This is a genomic window from Pseudomonas furukawaii (genome assembly GCF_002355475.1).
Taxonomy (GTDB): Bacteria; Pseudomonadota; Gammaproteobacteria; order Pseudomonadales; family Pseudomonadaceae; genus Metapseudomonas; species Metapseudomonas furukawaii.
The window spans coordinates 1083322-1100378 of record NZ_AP014862.1 but is presented as its reverse complement, the minus strand read 5'-3'; the positions used below and the strand labels follow the sequence as shown (position 1 = coordinate 1100378).

The window sequence follows — 17057 nt, the reverse complement described above, 5'->3', positions numbered from 1 at the left end:
GGCGTCAGGCCTCCGGCCAGAATGCGCGAATGCCTGCCACTCCCTGGGCGCCCACTTGCCAGGCACGCTCGATATCGGCCGGTCCGACGCCGCCCAGCAGGTAGACCGGCTGGTTGAAGCCTTTCAGCATCTCCTCTGCACGCTCCCACCCCAGAGGCGCGGCATCGGGATGGGTCTGCGTCGCCTCGACCGGCGACAAGGTGACGAAATCCACGCCCATGGCCTGAGCCAGCTGCAACTCCTCCGCACAGTGGCAGGATGCCGCCAGCCAACGCTCGCGGGGGAAAGGCCGGCCGTTGGGCGCGTACTTGCGCAACTGCCGGGCGGTCAGGTGCCAGCCGGCGGCGGGAAAGTCCCCCAGCCACTCCAGCGGTCCCTTGAGCATCAACTGCGCCTTGCCGGCGCACAGCCCCTGTATGTCCACCGCGAGATCACGGTACTGGGCGTCGAACATCGTCGGTGCCCGTAGCTGGATCAGGCGCACGCCACCGGCCAGGGCAGCCTTCACCCCCGCCAGGAGCGCCTGGGGCTCGAGATCTCCCGGGGTGACGAGGTAGCGATCGGGCAGGCGTGCAGCCGCCACGATGGGCGCGTTGGCTTCGGGAAACTCGTAGTTCACCAGTTCCCGCGGCGACACCCAGGCCAGGGGCTGACCCTCGGCACCATGGGGTTCGCCGGTGAATCCGGCAACCTCCCAGACATCCAGCAGCACCTGCTTGTCCGGGTAGTCGTGGTGGACCTGGATCAACGGCCGGGCGGCGCTCACGCGGATACCCAGTTCCTCCTCCAGCTCACGGCACAATGCGTCGCGCACCGCCTCGCCCTCCTCCACCTTGCCGCCGGGAAACTCCCAGAGGCCGCCCTGGTGCTTGTCCTCCGGACGCCGGGCGATCAGCACCCGGCCGTCGACACCCCGGATCACGGCGGCGGCCACATGGATTCGTTTCATTCGATGATCTCCGTTTCCTGCATGGCGGCCTGGTACCAGCGCTGGAACGCAGGCCACCGGTAGATGGTTTCGACATAGGCCTCGGCATCCGCCGGCAGCGCCACGGCGTAGCTGCGCAGCCGGGCGGCAACCGGCGCAAAGAAGGCGTCGGCGATACTGGCATGGCCGAAGAGGAAGGGACCGTCCTGACCGAAGCGGCCGCGGCAATCAGCCCAGAGCGCGCAGATGCGCCGGATATCCGCCTGGACCTCTTCCGGCACCTCGTCGAGGGGCTTCTGTCGCCGCAAGTCGATCGGCATGTGGCTGCGCAGGGGCACGAAGCCGCTGTGCATTTCAGCGCACGCCGACCGCGCATGGGCGCGAGCTGTCTGGCCAAGGGGCCATAGGTGGGCTTCGGGGAACCGCTCGGCGAGGTACTCGGCGATCGCCAGGGAGTCCCAGAGCGTACCGTCCTCGCACTGAAGCACCGGGACCTTGCCGGTGGGCGAGAGACTGAGCAACCGCGAGCGGCTGTCCGCCTGGTAAAGCGGAATGCGTTCCTCGTCATAGGGGGCGCCGGTCAGCTCGATCGCCAACCAGGCCCGCAGGGACCACGACGAATAGTTCTTGTTGCCGATGATGAGTTTCAGTGTCATGCCCAACTCCTTGGTTCCAGTTCCACGGTGTGTCACTGGATCATGGAAGCGGCCGACGATCCAGGCAATTCCGCTTGCTCATCGGGCCATGAGCATGCGGAATACCAGGCTGGAAAATCAGGACCCGCCGCCGGCAGCGGCGGGCCACCGCCGGGTTATCAGGTGCGGTACTCGGCGTTGATCTTCACGTACTCGTGGGACAGGTCGGTGGTCCAGATGGTCTCACTGCAGTCACCACGCCCCAGCTCGATGCGGATGGTGATCTCCTCGCGGGCCATCACGGCCGCACCCTGGGCCTCGGTGTAGCTGGCGGCGCGGCCACCCTGGCTGGCGATGCAGACTTCACCGAGGAACACATCGATCTTGCTGACATCCAGGTTCGGCACGCCGGCGTAGCCCACGGCGGCGAGGATGCGGCCCCAGTTGGGGTCGGAGGCGAACAGGGCGGTCTTGATCAGTGGCGAATGCGCCACGGCGTAGGCCACGTCCAGGCACTCCTGGTGGTTGCCGCCGCCATTCACCTGGACGGTGACGAACTTGGTGGCGCCCTCGCCGTCGCGGACGATGGCCTGGGCGATCTCCATGAAGACATCGAACACCGCCTGCTTCAGCTTGGCGAACAACTCGCCGCTGGCTGCGGTGATTTCGGGAAGCGCAGCCTGGCCGGTGGCGATCAGCATGCAGCAGTCGTTGGTGGAGGTATCGCCATCGATGGTGATGCGGTTGAAGGACTTGTTCGCGGCATCGCGCACCAGGGCATGAAGCACGTCGCGAGCGACCTTGGCGTTGGTGGCGATGTAGCCGAGCATGGTGGCCATGTTCGGGCGGATCATCCCGGCGCCCTTGCTGATGCCGGTGATGGTCACGGTCACGCCATCATGCTCGAACTGGCGACTGGCACCCTTGGGCTGGGTGTCAGTGGTCATGATGCCTTCGGCGGCCAGGGCCCAGTTGTCCTCCCTGAGGTCCGCCAGGGCGGCGGGCAGCGCCGCCTCGATCTTCTCTACCGGCAACGGCTCGCCGATCACGCCGGTGGAGAACGGCAGCACGGCCGCCTCATCCACGCCGGCCAGCTCAGCCAGCCTGGCGCAGGCACGGCGGGCGCGAACGAGGCCATCCGGACCGGTGCCGGCATTGGCATTGCCGGTGTTGGTCAGCAGATAGCGCACATCGCCTTCCAGGCGCTCGCGTGTAACCAGCACCGGTGCGGCGCAGAAGGCATTGGTGGTGGTCACGCCGGCGATGGTGGAACCTTCGGCGCAACGCATCACCACCACATCCTTGCGCCCGGGGCGCTTGATGCCGGCGGAAGCGATGCCGAGTTCGAAACCGGGAACCGGGTGCAGCGTAGGCAGAGGGCCAAGACCAACAGCCATGGGAAGCGCTCCTTTTGTGATGGTGCGACCGGCTGCGGGTGGCGCAGCGGCCTGGGGATATCAGGAAAAACGCCGCGAGCGGCGGGAGCCGGTCGCGGCGTCGTAACTACAGCGGCAGGTCAGCTGATCTGACCGTGGCAGTGCTTGTACTTCTTGCCCGAACCGCAGGGGCAAGGCTCGTTGCGCCCGACCTTGGGCTCGGTACGAACCGGCGCGGCAGCGGTGGCGGTGGCGGTAGCGACACCCAGGTCATCCGGCTCGTCGCCGGCCTCGGCCTCGACCAGGCTCGGCGCCGCGGCATGTTCGAACTGCATGCGACGCGCCAGCTCCTCGGCCTCGCGGCGCAGGCGCGCCTCTTCCTCGGCCGGATCCTCGCGGCGAACCTGCACGTGGGAGAGCACGCGAATGGTGTCGCGCTTGATGGAATCGAGCAGTTCCTGGAACAGGGTGAAGGACTCGCGCTTGTACTCCTGCTTCGGGTTCTTCTGGGCATAGCCGCGCAGATGGATGCCATGGCGCAGGTGATCCATGGTGGACAGGTGGTCCTTCCAGAGATCGTCCAGTACACGCAGCAGCATCTGCTTCTCGAAGGCGCGCAGCGCCTCGACGCCGGCCAGCTCTTCCTTCTCGTGGTAGGCGGCCATCAGAAGCTCGAGAATCTTCTCGCGCAGGGTTTCCTCGTAGAGCTTGTCATCCTCGTCGAGCCACTGCTGAATCGGCAGCTTCAGGCCGAAGTCGCTGTGCAATGCGGCTTCCAGACCGGAGATGTCCCACTGCTCGGGCATCGACTGCGGAGGAATATGGGCGTCGATGGTGCTGTTCAGCACTTCCTCGCGGAATTCCTTGATGGTGTCGCCAATGTCTTCGGCGGCCAGCAGCGTGTTGCGCATGTGATAGATCACCTTGCGCTGCTCGTTGGCCACGTCGTCATACTCGAGGAGCTGCTTGCGGATGTCGAAGTTGCGGCCTTCGACCTTGCGCTGGGCCTTCTCGATGGCGTTGGTCACCATGCGGTGCTCGATGGCTTCGCCGGACTGCATGCCCAGCGCCTTCATGAAGTTCTTCACCCGGTCGGAGGCGAAGATGCGCATCAGGTTGTCTTCCAGCGACAGGTAGAACCGGCTGGAACCCGGGTCGCCCTGGCGGCCGGCACGGCCACGCAACTGGTTGTCGATGCGGCGGGACTCGTGGCGTTCGGACGCCACCACGTGCAGGCCACCGGACTCGATCACCTGCTGGTGACGCTTCTGCCACTCGGCCTTGATCTGGGCGATCTGCTCGTCGGTGGGGGCTTCCAGGGCCGCGACTTCGGCCTCCCAGTTGCCGCCCAGGAGGATGTCGGTACCCCGGCCGGCCATGTTCGTGGCGATGGTCACGGCACCGGGACGACCGGCCTGCGCGATGATCTCGGCTTCCTTCTCGTGGTACTTGGCGTTGAGCACCTTGTGCTCGATACCGGCCTGCACCAGGAGCTGGGCCACGTACTCGGAACTCTCGATGGACGCGGTGCCCACCAGCACCGGTCGGCCATTGGCCTGGCATTCCTTGATGTCGCTGATGATGGCGGCGAACTTCTCTTCCTGGGTCAAATAGACCAGGTCGTTGAAGTCTTTTCGGGCGACTGGACGGTGGGTGGGAATGACCACCACATCGAGGCCGTAGATCTGGCGGAACTCGAACGCCTCGGTATCGGCGGTACCGGTCATGCCGGACAGCTTCTTGTAGAGGCGGAAGTAGTTCTGGAAGGTGGTGGAGGCAAGGGTCTGGCTTTCTGCCTGGATCTGCAGGCCTTCCTTCGCCTCGATGGCCTGGTGCAGCCCCTCGGAGAGGCGGCGGCCCGGCATGGTGCGGCCGGTGTGCTCGTCGATCAGCAGCACCTGGCCATTCTGCACGATGTACTCGATGTTCCGGTGGAACAGGGTATGGGCACGCAGGGCGGCGTAGACGTGGGTCAGCAGGCTCAGGTTGTGCGCCGAATAGAGGCTCTCCCCCTCCGCCAGCAGGCCGGCCTCGGTGAGCATCTCCTCGATGTACTGGTGGCCCATCTCGTTGAGCTCGACCTGGCGGGTCTTCTCGTCAACGGAGAAATGACCTTCCTGGGTAACCTGCCCTTCCACCTCTTCGATATGACGCTTGAGGCGCGGGATCAGCTTGTTGATCTGGATGTAGAGCTGGGAGCTGTCCTCGGCCTGGCCGGAGATGATCAGCGGGGTGCGGGCTTCGTCGATGAGGATGGAGTCCACTTCGTCGATCACGGCGAAGTTCAGCTCGCGCTGGAACTTGTCTTCCAGGCTGAACGCCATGTTGTCGCGCAGGTAGTCGAAACCGAACTCGTTGTTGGTGCCGTAGGTGATGTCGGCAGCGTAGGCGGCGCGCTTCTCTTCCGGCGGCTGGAACGGGGTGACGATGCCGACCGTCAGGCCGAGGAACTCATAGAGAGGCCGCATCCAGTTCGCGTCGCGACGGGCCAGGTAGTCGTTCACGGTCACCACATGCACGCCCTTGCCGGACAGCGCATTGAGATAGACCGCCAGGGTCCCCACCAGGGTCTTGCCCTCGCCGGTCCGCATCTCGGCGATCTTGCCGTCGTGCAGGGTCATGCCACCGATCAACTGGACGTCGAAGTGGCGCATGCCCATGACGCGCTTGCCCGCCTCGCGCGCCACCGCGAAGGCTTCAGGCAGCAGTTGGTCGAGGGTCTCACCCTTGGCCAGGCGCGCCTTGAACTCTTCGGTCTTGGCACGCAGTTGGTCATCGGACAGGGCCACCATCTGCTCTTCGAACGCGTTGACGGCCTGGACAACCTTGGCCATGCGCTTCACATCGCGTTCGTTCTTGCTTCCAAAGAGTTTCTTCAACAATGGCGCAAACATATAGAGAGGATCTTCCACACTTGGGGATGGAGGGCGGCCTGGAGTCGCCCGCGCAGCCGTCATGGCTGCTAGCGAAGGGGGCATTCTACCCGGATTCCTTGTGGAGGAAAGCGGGTGGAGTTCCCAGCCTCCGTCGGAACCGGTCGACCATGGAGCGACCGGATCGGTCCATGGACTGCACGGCGACATGACCTCCGGGCCACATCGGGGAGCCCGGAAAACCGGGCGGATGAATCGCTTCTGTTAATATTGGGGCATCCTGGTTTCCTTCAAGCACCCGCCATGGCATTCCGCCCCCTGCCCGCCCGTTCCCCCGCCTCGCTGCTGCGTGAGGAGAAGCCATTGCGAGCCTTGTTCACCGAGGCCCAGCGCATCGACCAGCTGCAGCAGTTGCTGGCCAGCCAGTTGCAGCCCGCCGCCCGTGAACATTGCCACGTCGCCGCCTGGCGCGACGGTCGCCTGCTGTTGATCGTCACCGATGGACACTGGGCGACACGCCTGCGCTATCAGCAGACACGCCTGCTCCGGCAACTGAAAGCCTTCGAGGCCTTCTTTGGCCTGGAGCGGATCGTCTTCAAGGTGCAGCCAACCACGGGAACCGCCAAGGCTCCCGTCACCGAGGGACGCCTGTCCTCCACCGCGGCGGAAAGCCTCCAGGCCACAGCCGAGACCGTGAGCGACCCAAGGCTTCGCGCGGCACTGGAACGCCTGGCCCGACACGGCCAACCCAAGGACTGAGCCCGACTGAAGATAAAAGAAAGGCCACCCGAAGGTGGCCTTTGAAGTCAGGAAAGAGGTTATTGCTTAAACGGCTGCTACCGGACGCATGTAGGAGATGGGTGCAGTCCTGGCGTCCTCGAAGGTCACCACTTCCCAGGCGTCCTTCTGCTCGATGAGCTTGCGCAGCAGGCGATTGTTCAGCGCGTGGCCCGACTTGAAGCCACGGAACTCGCCGATCAGGCTGTTGCCCAGCAGGTAGAGGTCACCGATCGCATCGAGAATCTTGTGCTTGACGAACTCGTCCTCGTATCGCAGGCCGTCTTCGTTGAGCACCTGGTTCTCGTCCACCACGATGGCGTTTTCCACGCTGCCGCCGAGCGCCAGGTTCTGGGAACGCAGGAACTCGATGTCACGCATGAAGCCGAAGGTCCGCGCGCGGCTGACCTCCTTGACGAACGAAGTGCTGGAAAAGTCCACGCTGGCACACTGGGTGCGATTGCGGAACACCGGATGATCGAAGTCGATCTCGAAGCTCACCTTGAAACCGTCGAAGGGGACGAAGGTGGCGCGCTTGTCGCCCTCCTCCACCGTGACTTCGTGGAGGATGCGGATGAACTTCTTCGGCGCTTCCTGCTCCTGCAGGCCGGCGGACTGGATCAGGAATACGAAGGGACCGGCACTGCCGTCCATGATCGGCACTTCCGACGCGGAGAGTTCGACGTAGGCGTTGTCGATGCCCAGGCCTGCCATGGCCGAAAGCAGGTGCTCCACGGTGTCCACCTTGACCTCACCGTTGATCAGTGTGGTCGACATGGTGGTCTCACCGACGTTCTCAGCGCGGGCGGGGATATCCACTGCGGGTTCGAGGTCGGTACGGCGAAACACTATGCCGGTGTCCACAGGCGCGGGCTTGAGGGTCAGGTAGACCTTCTCCCCGGAATGCAGCCCTACGCCAGTGGCACGGATAATGTTCTTGAGAGTGCGTTGTCTGATCATGGCATTGGCCGCTTGTACGCAAGTTGCGAACTGTTTTCAACAATGGGCGGCGATAATAGCAGAACCGCCCTTTGCTGAACACCAATCACCCCAATACTCCTGATAAATCCCATCAATCAGCCTGGCGACGCAGGAACGCCGGAATGTCCAGGTAATCCAGGTCATCCTGGGTGTTGAGCTTGGCCGCGGTGGCCGCGCCGGCGTGAGCCTGGTTGCGCATCACGGTCGGACGGTCCAGATCGCGGTAGTTCACCGAGGGCTGCTCCGGACGGGTGGCCACGGTTGCGGTCGCCACACTGGCGGCCTGGACGGTGTTGTCCACCACCTTGACCGGCTTCTCGATGCGCGCACCAAGGCCAGTGGCCACTACGGTCACGTGCAGTTCGTCGCGCATGTCCGGATCGATCACGGTCCCCACCTTCACGGTGGCGTGCTCGGAGGCGAACTGCTCGATGATGTTGCCCACATCGGAGTACTCGCCCAGGGACAGATCCGGACCGGCGGTGATGTTCACCAGGATGCCGCGCGCGCCCTGCAGGTTCACATCGTCCAGCAGCGGGTTGCGAATGGCCGCCTCGGTGGCCTCACGGGCGCGATTCGGACCGCTGGCGCAGCCGGTGCCCATCATCGCCATGCCCATTTCGCCCATGACGGTCTTAACGTCGGCGAAGTCGACGTTGATCATGCCGGGACGCTTGATGATGTCGGAGATGCCGCGCACGGCGCCGGCCAGCACGTCGTCAGCCTTGGCGAAGGCGGCCAGCAGGCTGGCATCCTTGCCGAGGATGGTCAGCAGCTTCTCGTTGGGGATGGTGATCAGCGAGTCGACGTTCTCCGCCAGCGAGCGGATGCCCTCGTCGGCGATCTGCATGCGCTTGCGGCCTTCGAAGGGGAACGGACGGGTCACCACGGCCACGGTGAGGATGCCCATTTCCTTGGCCACCTCGGCGATGATCGGGGCCGCGCCGGTACCGGTACCACCGCCCATGCCGGTGGTGATGAACACCATGTCGGCGCCCTGCAGCACCTCGGCGATGCGCTCGCGATCCTCGATGGCGGCCTGGCGGCCCACTTCCGGATTGGCGCCGGCACCCAGCCCCTTGGTCACGCCCGGGCCGAGCTGCAGCACAGTGCGCGCGCCAATGTTCTTCAACGCCTGAGCGTCGGTGTTGGCGCAGATGAACTCGACGCCTTCGATGTTGGTAGTGCTCATGTGGTTAACGGCGTTGCCACCGCCGCCGCCCACGCCGATTACCTTGATTACCGCGCTTTGCGGAACATTATCAACGAGTTCAAACATTTCCCCTCTCCTTCCTTTTTAGTTTTTCGCCTACTGCGTACCGCGTTAGAAATTGCCCTGGACCCAGCGCTTGAGGCGCTCGAGCACAGGGGCTTTGGCCTCTTCCGAGAAACCGAAGCTGCCAGAGGATGCGGGCATGCCATCGGACTGCTTCTGCAGCCCGTACATCAGCAGGCCCACGCCCGTCGAATAGATGGGGTTGCGCACCACGTCCGCGAGCCCCTTGACGCCGTGGGGCAGCCCGAGGCGCACCGGCATGTGGAAGATCTCCTCGGCCAGCTCCACCGCGCCTTCCATCTTGGCGGTGCCGCCGGTGAGGACGATGCCCGCCGGAATCAGGTCTTCGTAGCCGCTGCGGCGCAACTCGGCCTGGACCAGGGTGAAGAGCTCGTCGTAACGCGGCTCCACCACTTCGGCCAAGGCCTGTCGAGACAGTTCGCGCGGGGGACGATCGCCGACGCTGGGCACTTTGATGGTCTCACCGGCACCGGCCAGCTTGGCCAGGGCGCAGGCGTAACGGATCTTGATTTCCTCGGCGTACTGGGTCGGTGTCCGCAGGGCCATGGCGATGTCGTTGGTGACCTGGTCGCCGGCGATCGGGATCACCGCCGTGTGGCGGATCGCGCCTTCGGTGAAGATGGCGATGTCGGTGGTGCCGCCGCCGATGTCCACCAGGCACACGCCCAGCTCCTTCTCGTCGTCGGTGATCACCGAGTAGGCCGAGGCCAGTTGCTCGAGGATGATGTCATCCACTTCGAGGCCGCAGCGACGCACGCATTTCTCGATGTTCTGCGCGGCGTTCACCGCACAGGTCACGACATGGACCTTGGCCTCCAGGCGCACGCCGGACATGCCCAGGGGCTCGCGCACACCTTCCTGGTTGTCGATGACGTAGTCCTGGGCCAGGGTGTGCAGCACACGCTGGTCGGCGGGAATGGCCACCGCCTGGGCGGCGTCCAGTACACGCTCGATGTCGGCGCCGCTGACCTCGCGGTCGCGGATCGCGACGATGCCATGGGAGTTCAGGCTGCGGATGTGATTGCCGGCGATACCGACGAAGGCGGAGTGGATACGGCAGCCAGCCATCAGCTGGGCCTCCTCCACGGCACGCTGGATGGACTGCACGGTGGACTCGATATTCACCACCACGCCCTTCTTCAGGCCGCGCGACGGGTGGGTACCGATGCCGACGATTTCCAGCTGGCCATCGGCCGCGATCTCGCCCACCAGCGCCACCACCTTGGAGGTGCCGATATCCAGGCCCACGATCATCTTGCCGCTCTGTACGCTTGCCATGTTCTAACCTTCTCTCTCAATTCACTGCGCGGCGACCGTCGTCGCCGCCGGGGCTTCGACCGGCGTCCGCCAGGCCACGGCCAGGCCGTTGGGGTAGCGCAGGTCGACGCGCTCTATGTTCGCGATCTGTTCCTTGAGCGTCTTCTCGTAGATCGAGATGAAGCGACGCATCTTCTCCACCAGGTGATCCCGGCCCAGCAGCAGCTCGAAGCCCTGTCCGGTGGTCAGGAACCAGCTGCCGCGTTCACGCAACTCCAACCGCACGATGGAGAAGCCGAGAGGCCGCAGCATCTGGCTGAGCATCTGGTATTGCTGCATCACCTGCTCCTGCGCCCGCTGCGGGCCCCAGAGCTGGGGCAGCTGTTCGTAATGAGTCAGTTCACGCGGTGTGAAGGCCTGACCCTGGTTGTTCAGCAGCGCCTCATCACCCCAGCGGGCGATGGGCAGTTGTTCCTCCAGGCGAATGGCCACCTGGTCCGGCCAGACCCTGCGCACCTCGGCATGGGCGATCCACGGCATCTGCTCCAGCTCGCGGCGCATGCCGGCCAGGTCGATGGTGAAGAAGCTCGCCGCGATGTAAGGCGCGATCCGCTGCTGCACCGCCTGCTGGCTGATGTAGCTCAGGTCGCCCTGCACATTGATCCTGGCAATGGGCCGATCCGCGTAGGGCAGCAGCCGCTGGGCCGCCTCGTAGGCGCCGAAACCGAGCACCGCCAGCAGCACCGGCCACAACAGGCGCCGGAGGAAGCCGAAACTGGGCTTGGGTAACCGCTGGGCGAGCGGTTCCTTCTCCACCATCCTGCTGGCGCCACGGGGCACCGGCTTGCGCAGCGGCGCAACGCGACCGATCACCGGTTCCTGACGACGGATAGTGGCGCTACGCATGGGTCAGCCCCTTGCCTCGACGCTGTCGGCGAGGATCGCCAGCACCAGGTGCTGGAAATCCAGGCCGGCAGCGCGCGCGGCCATGGGCACCAGGCTGTGGTCGGTCATGCCCGGTGCGGTATTGACTTCGAGCAGCCAGAAGCGGCCTTCGGCGTCCTGCATCACATCGGCCCGGGCCCAGCCCTGGATGCCGAGGGTTTCGCAGGCACGCGCGGTAAGCAGCTTCAGCTCCTCCTCCTTGTCCGCCTCCAGTCCACAGGGGATCTGGTAGCGGGTATCGCTGGCCAGGTACTTGGCGTCGTAGTCGTAAAAGGTGTGCGGGGTGCCGAGACGAATGGGCGGCAACACCTCGCCACGCAGCCAGGCCACGGTGAACTCCGGTCCCTGGATCCACTGCTCCACGAGAACCTGCGAGTCATAGGTGGCGGCGGCGCGCCAGGCCTCGATCAGGGCCTCGACGCTCTCGACCTTGGCCATGCCGATGCTGGAGCCCTCATGGGCAGGCTTGACGATCAGCGGGAACCCGAGCTTGTTGGCGGCCTGGCGGCAATCGGCCTCGCTGGCCAGCACCCCATGACGCGGCGTGGGCAGGCCGAGGCTGTTCCACAACTGCTTGGTGCGGAGCTTGTCCATGGCCAGTGCGGACGCGAGGATGCCGCTGCCGGTGTAGGGAATGCCCAGGCACTCCAGCAAGCCCTGCATGCTGCCGTCCTCCCCTCCACGACCATGAAGGATGATGAAGGCGCGGTCGATCTTCTCGGCCTGCAGGCGCTGCAACAGGTCATCGCCCACGTCGATGCCGAAGGCGTCCACGCCGGCGGCCTGGAGAGCCTGCAGGACCATGGCGCCGGATTTCAGCGAAACCTCGCGCTCGGCACTCTTGCCACCGTAAAGCACGGCGACGCGGCCAAAGGCGGCCGGCTCGAGGGTGGACATCAGTTTCGCGCTCATGACTTCTTCCTCTCGGCGGCCACGTCGCAAGCGCCACCGAACAGCGGGTTCTGGATCAGCTGCGGCGCCAGGGCGCCGATGTCGCCCGCGCCCTGGCAGAGCAGGATGTCGCCGGGACGAAGCAGCGGTTTGACCAGGGGCGCAAGATCAACGCCGCGGTCGATGTAGATGGGGTCCAACTGACCGCGCTGGCGGATGCTGTGGCAGAGCTGGCGGCTGTCCGCTCCGGGAATGGGCTCCTCGCCCGCCGGATAGACCTCCATCAGCAGCAGCACGTTCGCCTCGCCCAGCACCTGCACGAAGTCGTCGTACAGGTCGCGGGTGCGGCTGTAACGGTGTGGCTGGTAGACCATCACCAGGCGCCGCTCCGGCCAACCGCCCCGGACGGCCTTGATCACGGCAGCGACTTCGCGCGGGTGGTGGCCATAGTCGTCCACCAACATCACGCTGCCGCCCTCCACCTGCAGTTCGCCGTAGACCTGGAAGCGTCGGCCAACGCCCTGGAAGCCCGAGAGGCCCTGGACGATGGCTTCGTCGCTGATGCCTTCGTCAGTGGCGATGGCGATGGTGGCCAGGGAGTTCAGCACGTTGTGGTTGCCCGGCATGTTGACCGAGACATCCAGGGGCTCGCGGTCCTTGCGCAGCACGGTGAACCAGGTACGCATGCCTTCCTGGCGCACGTTGATCGCGCGCACGTCGGCGTCTTCGGCGAAGCCGTAGGTCACCGTGGGGCGGGCCACCTGGGGCAGGATCTCGCGAACGACCGGGTCATCCACGCAAAGTACCGCCAGGCCATAGAACGGCAGGTTGTGGAGGAACTCCACGAAGGTCTTCTTGAGACGATTGAAGTCCCCCTCGTAGGTGCTCATGTGGTCGGCGTCGATATTGGTGACCACGGCCACCATCGGCTGCAGGTGCAGGAAGCTGGCGTCACTCTCGTCCGCTTCGGCCACCAGGTAGCGGCTGGTGCCCAGCTGCGCATTGGTGCCGGCCGCATTCAGGCGCCCACCGATGACGAAGGTAGGGTCCAGGCCGCCGGCCGCGAAAACCGAGGCGATCAGGCTGGTGGTGGTGGTCTTGCCGTGGGTGCCGGCGACCGCGATGCCATGGCGATAGCGCATCAGCTCGGCAAGCATCTCGGCACGGGGCACCACCGGAATGCGGCGCTCCAGGGCCACCGCCACCTCGGGATTGGACTTGTTCACCGCGCTGGATACCACCAGCACGTCGGCGTTCTCGGCGTTCTCGGCCCGGTGGCCGATGAAGATCTGGGCGCCGAACTTCTCCAGGCGTTCGGTCACGGCCGAGGTCTTGAGGTCGGAGCCCGATACCCGGTACCCCAGGTTCAGCAGCACTTCGGCGATACCGCACATGCCCACGCCGCCGATGCCGACGAAGTGAATGCGGCGGATGCGGCGCATCTCGGGCTGGGGCATGGCTTTCTGGCTCTCAACCATGGGCCACCTCCAGGCAGATTTCGACCACGGTGCGGGTGGCGGCGGGCTTGGCCAGTCGGCGGGCGGTAGCGCCCATGGCCTTGAGTTTCTCGGGCTGCATCAGGACCTCGGTCAGCTGAGCGGCCAAGGTGGCCGCGTCAGTGGAATGTTGCGGAAGAAGGACAGCCGCGCCCTCCTTCGCCAGGTATTCGGCGTTGCGCGACTGGTGGTCGTCGATGGCGTGGGGCAACGGCACCAGGAACGACGGCAGCCCGGCGGCGGCCAGTTCGCTCACGGTCAGTGCTCCGGCACGGCAGATGACCAGGTCCGCCCAGGCATAGGCACGGGCCATGTCCTTTATGAAAGGCGCGACCTCCGCTTCGACCGCAACCTGGCGATAACGCTCCGCAGTGATTTCGTCATGTTTGCGGCCCGCCTGGTGGAACACCTGCGGACGCAGGTCGGCCGGCAGTTTCGCCAGGGCTTCGGGCAACAGCTTGTTCAGGGGCTCGGCACCCAGGCTTCCGCCCAGCACCAGCAGACGCGGCTTGCGGCCGGCCAGGTCGTCGCGCGGCGTCTCCAGGAAGAGCTCCTCGCGCACCGGGTTACCCGTGGTGCGTCGTTTTTCGCTGGGGCCGAAGGTATCCGGGAAGGCCTCGCAGACGCGGCTGGCGAATGGCGCCAGACTGCGATTGGCGGTGCCCGCCACGGCGTTCTGCTCATGGATCACCAGGGGCACGCCGGACAGGCGCGCCGCCAGTCCGCCGGGGCCGGTGACGTAGCCGCCCATGCCGAGCACGCACACAGGCTTGAGCTGACGCACGATGCGGCGGGCCTGGAACAGCGACTTGAGCAGCTCGAACGGTGCCTTGAGCAGCGACTTCAATCCCTTGCCGCGCAAGCCGCTCACCTGGATCAGGTGCAGCGGCAATCCGGCCTGGGGCACCAGTTCGTTCTCGATGCCTTTCGGGGTACCCAGCCAATGCACGGAGAAACCCCGAGCCTGGAACTCACGGGCACAGGCCAGTGCAGGGAACACGTGGCCGCCGGTGCCGCCGGCCATGATCAGCACGGTGCCGCTCATGGGCGTACCTCCTCGTCGAAGAAATCGCTTTCGACGAACTCCACTTCCTCATGACCCAGGTAGGTGCGCCGCTCCCACTCGATCCTGAGCAGCAGCGCAAGGCTGACACAGCAGATCACCAGGGAACTGCCGCCATAACTGAGGAACGGCAGGGTCAGGCCCTTGGTGGGCAACAGGCCGATGTTCACGCCGACATTGATCAGAACCTGGCCGATCCAGAGGAATGCCAGACCGTAAGCCACATAGGCCGAGAAGAACTGCCGCGACTTCTCCGCCCAGAGGCCGATATAGAGGGCGCGTACGCTGACGAAGACGAACAGACCCACTGTGGCGAGCGCCCCGATCATGCCCAGCTCTTCGGCAAGCACGGCGAACACGAAATCGGTATGGGCTTCCGGCAGGTAGAACTGTTTCTGGACGCTGTTGCCCAGCCCCACGCCGAACCACTCGCCCCGACCGAAGGCGATCAGCGCCTGGCTCAACTGGTAGCCCGCGCCGTACTGATCGGCCCAGGGGTCGATGAAGTTGGTCAGGCGCTGCATCCGGTAGCTCTGGCTGGTCATCACCAGCACCCCGGCCGCCAGCACTGCCCCAGCCAGCGGAACGAAGCGCACCAGGTTGATGCCGCCGAGGAACAGCATGGCGATGCAGGAGCCCACCAGCACAACGGTGGCGCCGAAGTCGGGCTCGGCCAGCAGCAGCGCGGCGATGGGGCCCAGCACCAGCATCGGTTTCATGAAGCCGGTGAGCTTCTCACGCACCTCATCCTGGCGGCGCACCATGTAACCGGCGATGAACATCACCGTGAACAACTTGGCCAGTTCCGAAGGCTGGAGGTTGAACAGGCCGAAGCCTATCCAGCGCTTGGCACCATTGATCTCGCGTCCGATGCCGGGGAGCAGTACCGCCACCAGCAGTATCGTCGCGAGCAGCATCAGGCGCGCGCCATGTCGCTGCCAGAAGGACATGGGTATCTGCAGGGTGACCAGCGCCGCGCACAAGCCGATGGTCAGGTAAACCAGGTGGCGGATCATGTGGTAGAGCGGATTGCCGGACTGGGCTGCCGCGACCTCCGAGGACGCCGAGGTGATCATCACCAGCCCCAGGCCGAGCAGGGTCAGGCAACCGGCCAGCAGCGGGAAGTCCAGGTCGATGCCACGGCGGCTGCGCAGTGGCGACGGAGCGGCAAGCAGTTGGGCCAGCATCAGGACAGCCCCTCCACGGCCTGGGCGAACAGTCGTCCGCGCTCTTCGAAGTTCTTGAACATGTCCAGGCTCGCGCAGGCCGGCGACAGCAGCACGGCATCGCCCGGCTCGGCCAGGTCGGCGCAGCGCCGCACCGCCTCGTCCAGGGTCGAAACCCGAACCTGGGGCACTGCATCACCCAGGGCCTGGGCGATCCGTTCGGCATCGCGCCCGAGCAGGACCACGGCACGGCAGAAACGCGCCACGGGCGCGGTGAGCCCGGAGAAGTCGGCGCCCTTGCCGTCCCCACCGGCGATCAGCACCAGCTTGCCGTCGATATCGGCGCCCAGGCCCTCGATCGCGGCCAGCGCGGCACCGACATTGGTGGCCTTGGAGTCGTCGTAGTAGGCCACGCCCCTCAATTCGCGCACCCATTGGCAGCGATGGGCGAGGCCGGCGAAGCCACGCAGGGCCTGCAGCATGGGCGGGAACGGCAGGCCGACGGCGTGGCCGAGCGCCAGCGCGGCGAGGGCATTGGCCTGGTTGTGGGCGCCACGTATCTTCAGCTCGCGGACCGACATCAACTTCTCGAACTGGAAGGCGAGGTACTTCTCACCGTCCTCCTCGATCAGGCCGAAGGCTTTGAAATCCGGCCTGTTCAGACCGAAGGTCCAGCAGGGCAACTGGTCCGCCACCAGGGGACGGGAGAGCGCATCGCCACGATTCACCACCACCTGCCGGGCGCCGCGAAAGATGCGGTGCTTGGCCAGGTGATAGGCCTGCATGTCGGCATAGCGGTCCATATGGTCTTCGCTGACGTTGAGCACGGTGGCCACCTCGGCATTCAGCCGCTCGGTGGTCTCCAGCTGGAAGCTGGACAGCTCCAGCACGTAGAGTTCGACATCGTCCGCCAACAGGTCCAGTGCGGGGGTCCCGAGGTTGCCGCCCACCGCAACGCGCTTGCCGGCGGCCCGCGCCATGTCGCCCACCAGGGTGGTGACGGTGCTCTTGGCGTTGGAGCCGGTGATGGCGACGATGGGCGCCTTGGCATGGCGTGTGAAAAGTTCGATGTCACCCGAAAGCTTCACGCCCCGGCGCGCGGCTTCCTGCAGCGCCGGCGTGGCCAGTGCCAGCCCGGGGCTGACGTAGAGCTCGCTGGCGCGGCCGAGGAAGTCCGGGTCCAGCTCGCCGCAACGCACTTCGACCTGCGGGTACTGGCTCTGGAGCGTCGCCAGCTCCGGCGGGTTCGCGCGCGTGTCGGCCACGGCGAAGGGCACGCCCTGTCGCGCCAGGAAGCGCACCAGGGACATGCCGCTCTTGCCGAGGCCGACAACGATGCGGAACTGGTCGGAAGCGATCAGGGTCACGCTGG

General features: G+C 65.5%; 14 protein-coding genes. 1 reads left to right on the top strand and 13 read right to left on the bottom strand.

From position 1 onward, the window contains the following. Positions 1-4: 4 nt before the first annotated feature. From KF707C_RS05125 to secA, 4 genes are all read right to left on the bottom strand, one after another. Positions 5-949, bottom strand: coding sequence for a Nudix family hydrolase (locus KF707C_RS05125; protein ID WP_036990988.1), 945 nt, complete (start codon positions 947-949; stop codon positions 5-7). After that, positions 946-1584 (bottom strand): glutathione S-transferase family protein, encoded by a 639-nt coding sequence (locus KF707C_RS05120; RefSeq protein ID WP_003448438.1) that lies wholly within the window; start codon positions 1582-1584, stop codon positions 946-948. Before KF707C_RS05120 ends, KF707C_RS05125 begins: the two co-directional genes overlap by 4 nt. Positions 1585-1742: 158 nt before the next feature. Continuing rightward, positions 1743-2960, bottom strand: coding sequence for a bifunctional glutamate N-acetyltransferase/amino-acid acetyltransferase ArgJ (argJ, locus tag KF707C_RS05115; RefSeq protein WP_003448440.1), 1218 nt, complete (start codon positions 2958-2960; stop codon positions 1743-1745). 119 nt (positions 2961-3079) lie between these two features. After that, a complete protein-coding gene (gene secA / locus KF707C_RS05110) occupies positions 3080-5833 on the bottom strand; it encodes a preprotein translocase subunit SecA (RefSeq protein ID WP_003448443.1) in 2754 nt (917 codons plus the stop codon). A gap of 282 nt (positions 5834-6115) precedes the next feature. Between secA and KF707C_RS05105 the strand changes: the two genes are divergently transcribed. Further along, on the top strand, positions 6116-6571 hold the full coding sequence (locus KF707C_RS05105) for a DUF721 domain-containing protein (RefSeq protein WP_036990991.1): 456 nt from the start codon (positions 6116-6118) through the stop codon (positions 6569-6571). 66 nt (positions 6572-6637) lie between these two features. Here KF707C_RS05105 and lpxC read toward each other — a convergent pair whose 3' ends face one another. From lpxC to murD, 9 genes are all read right to left on the bottom strand, one after another. Continuing rightward, entirely contained in the window at positions 6638-7549 is a 912-nt protein-coding gene (gene lpxC, locus KF707C_RS05100; protein ID WP_003448445.1) for a UDP-3-O-acyl-N-acetylglucosamine deacetylase, read from the bottom strand. Between the two features lie 112 nt (positions 7550-7661). After that, entirely contained in the window at positions 7662-8849 is a 1188-nt protein-coding gene (gene ftsZ / locus KF707C_RS05095) for a cell division protein FtsZ (RefSeq protein WP_003448446.1), read from the bottom strand. Between the two features lie 45 nt (positions 8850-8894). Continuing rightward, positions 8895-10145, bottom strand: a complete 1251-nt coding sequence (ftsA, locus tag KF707C_RS05090; RefSeq protein WP_003448447.1) for a cell division protein FtsA — start codon at positions 10143-10145, stop codon at positions 8895-8897. 21 nt (positions 10146-10166) lie between these two features. Further along, on the bottom strand, positions 10167-11030 hold the full coding sequence (locus tag KF707C_RS05085) for a cell division protein FtsQ/DivIB (protein ID WP_036990994.1): 864 nt from the start codon (positions 11028-11030) through the stop codon (positions 10167-10169). A 3-nt stretch (positions 11031-11033) separates the two neighbouring features. Then, positions 11034-11981, bottom strand: a complete 948-nt coding sequence (locus KF707C_RS05080) for a D-alanine--D-alanine ligase (RefSeq protein ID WP_003448450.1) — start codon at positions 11979-11981, stop codon at positions 11034-11036. Next, positions 11978-13438, bottom strand: coding sequence for a UDP-N-acetylmuramate--L-alanine ligase (gene murC, locus KF707C_RS05075; protein WP_003448452.1), 1461 nt, complete (start codon positions 13436-13438; stop codon positions 11978-11980). Before murC ends, KF707C_RS05080 begins: the two co-directional genes overlap by 4 nt. Continuing rightward, the gene (gene murG / locus KF707C_RS05070; protein WP_003448453.1) at positions 13431-14501 is read right to left on the bottom strand and encodes an undecaprenyldiphospho-muramoylpentapeptide beta-N-acetylglucosaminyltransferase; all 1071 of its coding nucleotides are present in this window, start codon (positions 14499-14501) and stop codon (positions 13431-13433) included. Before murG ends, murC begins: the two co-directional genes overlap by 8 nt. Beyond that, on the bottom strand, positions 14498-15706 hold the full coding sequence (ftsW, locus tag KF707C_RS05065) for a putative lipid II flippase FtsW (protein ID WP_003448454.1): 1209 nt from the start codon (positions 15704-15706) through the stop codon (positions 14498-14500). Before ftsW ends, murG begins: the two co-directional genes overlap by 4 nt. Next, entirely contained in the window at positions 15706-17052 is a 1347-nt protein-coding gene (gene murD / locus KF707C_RS05060) for a UDP-N-acetylmuramoyl-L-alanine--D-glutamate ligase (protein ID WP_003448455.1), read from the bottom strand. The genes ftsW and murD overlap by 1 nt, the downstream gene beginning before the upstream one ends. Positions 17053-17057 lie beyond the last annotated feature (5 nt).